Source organism: Streptomyces sp. CT34 (assembly GCF_000805335.1).
Lineage (GTDB): Bacteria > Actinomycetota > Actinomycetes > Streptomycetales > Streptomycetaceae > Streptomyces.
Genome location: NZ_KN708638.1, coordinates 2,066,941 through 2,067,275, shown reverse-complemented (window position 1 = coordinate 2,067,275; position 335 = coordinate 2,066,941). Strand labels below are relative to the sequence as shown.

Annotated in this window: 1 protein-coding gene; it reads left to right on the top strand. The window is 76.4% G+C overall.

The genetic code is table 11. The annotated features are described in order from the left end of the window. A partial coding sequence (locus RZ84_RS40845) for a pyridoxal-dependent decarboxylase (protein WP_241777632.1) occupies positions 1-335 on the top strand: 335 nt, incomplete at both ends.

Here is a 335-nt window from a genome sequence, read left to right as displayed (position 1 = left end):
CCCCCTGCCCGGCCCGCCCCTCGCCGTGGCCCCCGCCGCCGACCTCGCCGCCGGCGCCCTCAACCCCTCGATGGACTCCTGGGACCAGGCCCCCGCCGCCTCCGAACTCGAAACCCTCACCAGCCGCGAACTCGCCGCCCTCGTCTACCCCCAGGCCACCGACCCCGACGCCCTCATCACCACCGGCGGCACCGAATCCAACCAACTCGGCATCCTCCTCGCCCGCGAGGCCCCCCACCCCCCGCACACCACCGGCCCCCTCCGGATCGTCTGCGGCGCCAACGCCCACCACAGCATCCACCGCGCCGCCTGGCTCCTCGGCCTCCCCGAACCCG